Origin of the sequence: Streptomyces sp. NPDC060194 (assembly GCF_042728285.1) — a bacterium.
Lineage (GTDB): Bacteria > Actinomycetota > Actinomycetes > Streptomycetales > Streptomycetaceae > Streptomyces.
In genome coordinates, this window is record NZ_JBHWZH010000260.1 from 1 (window position 1) to 3,694 (window position 3,694).

At 71.1% G+C, this 3,694-nt stretch carries 3 protein-coding genes; all 3 read right to left on the minus strand.

What is annotated here, in order from left to right; all coding sequences use genetic code 11:
- Positions 1-131: 131 nt before the first annotated feature.
- On the minus strand, positions 132-1,184 hold the full coding sequence (locus ACFWEG_RS28565) for an ABC transporter ATP-binding protein (protein WP_387220891.1): 1,053 nt from the start codon (positions 1,182-1,184) through the stop codon (positions 132-134).
- Positions 1,185-1,224: 40 nt separating this feature from the next.
- Positions 1,225-2,310: an ABC transporter ATP-binding protein gene (locus ACFWEG_RS28570; RefSeq protein ID WP_387220894.1), complete on the minus strand. Its 1,086-nt coding sequence runs from the start codon at positions 2,308-2,310 to the stop codon at positions 1,225-1,227.
- Positions 2,311-2,495: 185 nt separating this feature from the next.
- Positions 2,496-3,476 carry an ABC transporter permease gene (locus ACFWEG_RS28575; RefSeq protein WP_387220896.1) on the minus strand — a complete coding sequence of 327 codons (981 nt, stop codon included), beginning with the start codon at positions 3,474-3,476 and terminating at the stop codon, positions 2,496-2,498.
- Positions 3,477-3,694: the final 218 nt, after the last annotated feature.

Genomic DNA, 3,694 nt, shown 5'->3' on the forward strand with positions numbered 1-3,694 from the left:
CGCGTGGATCGCGGGCCGGGCCTCTGCCGCCGTGGGGCCCAAGCCGTTCAGGGCCCCACCGGTCGCGCCTCGCTCTCCCCACAGGGCAAGGTGCGACCGGAGGTCTGTGCTGTGCCTGCCGAGAGGCGTGCCTACTCCGGGAAGTGGCAGGCCGTCAGGTGGCCGTCCCCGCTCCCCGACAGCTGCACCAGCGGCGGCGCCTCCGTCGCGCACTTCTCGACGGCCTTCCAGCACCGGGTCCGGAAGCGGCAGCCCGACGGCGGGTCGATGGGGGAGGGGACGTCGCCCTTGAGCAGGATGCGCTCCCGCTTCGCCGCACCGGTCGCGCCGGCCTTCCTCGCCGCCGAGGTCACCTCCGGCACCGCGGAGAGCAGCGCCTTGGTGTACGGGTGGCGGGGGTTGCCGTAGAGGGAGTCGCGGTCGGCGATCTCGACGACCTTGCCGAGGTACATCACCGCGACCCGCTGCGAGAAGTGCCGCACGACCGCCAGGTCGTGGGCGATGAACAGGAACGCGATGCCCAGCTCCTTCTGGAGCTCCTGGAGCAGGTTGACGACCTGCGCCTGGATCGACACGTCGAGCGCGGAGACCGGCTCGTCGGCGACGATCAGCTTCGGGTTCAGGCCGAGCGCCCGGGCGACGCCGATGCGCTGGCGCTGGCCGCCGGAGAACTCGTGCGGGAAGCGGTTGTAGTGCTCGGGGTTGAGCCCGACCGTCTCCATCAGCTCGCGCACCCGCTTCTCGCGGCCGCCCGCCGGCTCGATGCCGTTGATCGCCATCGGCTTGCCGATGATCGTGCCGACGGTGTGCCGGGGGTTCAGCGACGAGTACGGGTCCTGGAAGATCATCTGGATCTCGGACCGGACCGGCGCGAGCTGCTTGCGGTTCGCGTGGGTGATGTCCTGCCCCGCGTACGCGATCCGGCCGCCGGTCGGGTCCATCAGCCGGGTGACCATCCGGCCGGTCGTCGACTTGCCGCAGCCCGACTCGCCGACCAGGCCCAGCGACTCGCCCGGCGCGATCGAGAACGACACGTCCTCGACGGCCCGCACGGCCCCGATCTGCCGCTTGAACGGGAAGCCGCCCATGATCGGGAAGTGCTTGGTCAGCCCGGAGACCTCGAGCAGCGGGACGGGTCCGGCGGCGCTCGTGCGGGGGGCCCGGGTGTCGGTGGTGGTGCTCATGTGGGGGATCCCTGTTCCGGAGTACGTGAGGGTGCCGGCGTCAGCCGAGGAGGGGCTGGACGGTGTCGGTGAAGATGGTCTTCTTCTGCTCGGGGGTCAGGTGGCAGGCCGCGCCCCGCCCGGCGGTCAGCACGAGCGGCGGCCGCTCGACGGTGCAGACGCCGTCCCCCACCTCGGACGCGTACGCGCAGCGCGGGTTGAACCGGCACCCGCTCGGCGGGTTGAGCAGCGACGGCGGCGAGCCGGGGATCGGCACCAGCGGCACGTCCACGCTCGCGTCGAGCCGCGGGACCGAGGACAGCAGGCCCCAGGTGTAGGGGTGGTCCGGGGTCTCCAGGACCTCCTCCTTGGTGCCGCGCTCGACGACCCGGCCGCCGTACATCACCATCACGTCGTCGGCGAGGTCCGCGATGACGCCCAGGTCGTGGGTGATGAAGATGATCGCGGTGCCGAACTCGCGCTGGAGGTCCTTGAGCAGGTCGAGGATCTGCGCCTGCACGGTGACGTCGAGCGCGGTCGTCGGCTCGTCCGCGATGAGCAGCTCCGGGTCGCAGACCAGGGCCATCGCGATCATCGCGCGCTGGCGCATGCCGCCGGAGAACTGGTGCGGGTAGTCGTCCACCCGCATGTCCGGCTGCGGGATGCCGACCCGGCGCAGCATCTCCACCGCCCGCGCCCGGGCCTCCTTCTTCGAGCACCCGGTGTGCTTCGCGTACACCTCGCCGATCTGCCGGCCCACCGTGTGGTACGGCGAGAGCGACGTCAGCGCGTCCTGGAAGATCATCGACATCTTGTTGCCGCGGAGCTTCTCCAGCGTCCGGTCGCCCGCCCCGGTCAGCTCCTGCCCGTCCAGCACGATCGAGCCCTCGACGGTCGTCGACCGCTTGTCGTGCAGCCCGAGGATCGTCAGGTTCGTGACCGACTTCCCCGACCCCGACTCACCCACGATGCCGAGCGTCTTCCCGCGCATCAGGTCGAACGACAGCCCGTCGACCGCCTTGACGGTGCCGTCCTCGGTCGAGAAGTGGACCTTGAGGTCGCGGACGGAGAGGAAGGGGGTCTCGGCAGGGGCCGCGGCGGAGGCCGTCGCGGGGTCTGCCGCCGTGCGCTTGTCGAAGCTGGTCACGGGATCGCTCCTGGGTGGTGCGGTGGGGGGACGGTGCGGGTCGGGGAGGGGCCGGGGCCCGGCCCGGTGGGACGGGCCTCTGCGGGAGCCGAGGGCAGCCGGCCGGGCGGTGCTCCCGGCGAGATGCCGGACGGCCGGGTGCGGCGAGGTGCGGGTGCGGCGACTCCCGGCGGGCCCCGCGCGCCTCAGGCGAGGCGGATGCGGGGGTCGATCAGGGCGTAGACCGCGTCGACGGCGATGTTGAAGAGCACGATCGCGCCGGCGGCGAGGACCGTGACGCCGAGCAGCATCGGCAGGTCGCTGGAGGGGACCGCGTCCACGGCCAGCGTGCCGATCCCCTGGAGGCTGAAGACCTTCTCGGTGATCATCGCGCCGCCGATGAGGACGCCGAGGTCGATCCCGAAGATCGTCACGATCGGCCCCATCGCCCCGCGCCACGCGAACCGGAAGAACACCGACCGGCCGGACATGCCCTTCGCCCGGGCCGTGCGCACGTAGTCCTCGCCGAGCTGGTCGACCAGCTGCGAGCGCGTCATCCGGGTGTAGTTCGCGGTGAAGATCAGCGACAGCACCAGCCACGGGATGATGAGCCCCGAAGCCCACCCGACCGGGTTCTTGGTGAACGGCGTGTAGTTCGGGTTGTCCAGCAGCCCCAGCTGGTTGACCAGCAGGAACATCGCCACGTACCCGATGAAGTAGATCTGCATCGACGACGCGAGCAGCGACGCCCCGCTCGCGATCTTGTCGACCGCCTTCCCGCGCTTCACCGCGGCGACCATCCCGAGCCCCACCCCGATGATCAGGAACAGCACCGCCGCGCCCGCCGCCAGCGACAGCGTCAGCGGCAGCCGGTCCGCGATCATGCCCGTGACCATCTCCTGCTTCGTGAACGAGTACCCGAAGCACGGCGCGCTGCAGTACCCGTTCCCCCCGAAGTCCCGCCCCACGAAGATCGCCGTCAGCCAGTGCCAGAACTGCAGCGGCAGCGACTCGTCCATCCCCATGTTCGCCTTCACCTGCTGCAGCAGCTCCGGCGTGCAGAGCTTCCCGCAGGCCAGCCGCGCGGGGTCGCGCGGCACCGCGTAGAAGAGGAAGAACGTGACGGCGCTGATGATCAGCAGGATCACGAGTGCGCCGAGGGTCCGGCGGACGAGGAAGCGGAGCATGGGGGGAGACTTTCTGACGAACAGATGGAGCCTGGGAGTCCGGCCCGGAGGCTGCAGAACAATTCAGCCCGAGCCGGCAAAACCATCCAGCCCGGCCGGCGATTGAGGCCACCGGGCGGAGCCCGGTACCCGCGGCGGAGCCGCGAAGACCGCGTTGCCGGCCGCCCAAGGCCCTCGCGCCGCGAGGCGCGAAGCCGCCCGGCGAGGGACTGGGGGAA

Coding starts and splice junctions, on each gene's coding strand:
- ACFWEG_RS28565 (WP_387220891.1), bottom strand. CDS start 1,184: ATGAGCACCACCACCGACACCCGGGCCCCCCGCACGAGCGCCGCCGGA.
- ACFWEG_RS28575 (WP_387220896.1), bottom strand. CDS start 3,476: ATGCTCCGCTTCCTCGTCCGCCGGACCCTCGGCGCACTCGTGATCCTG.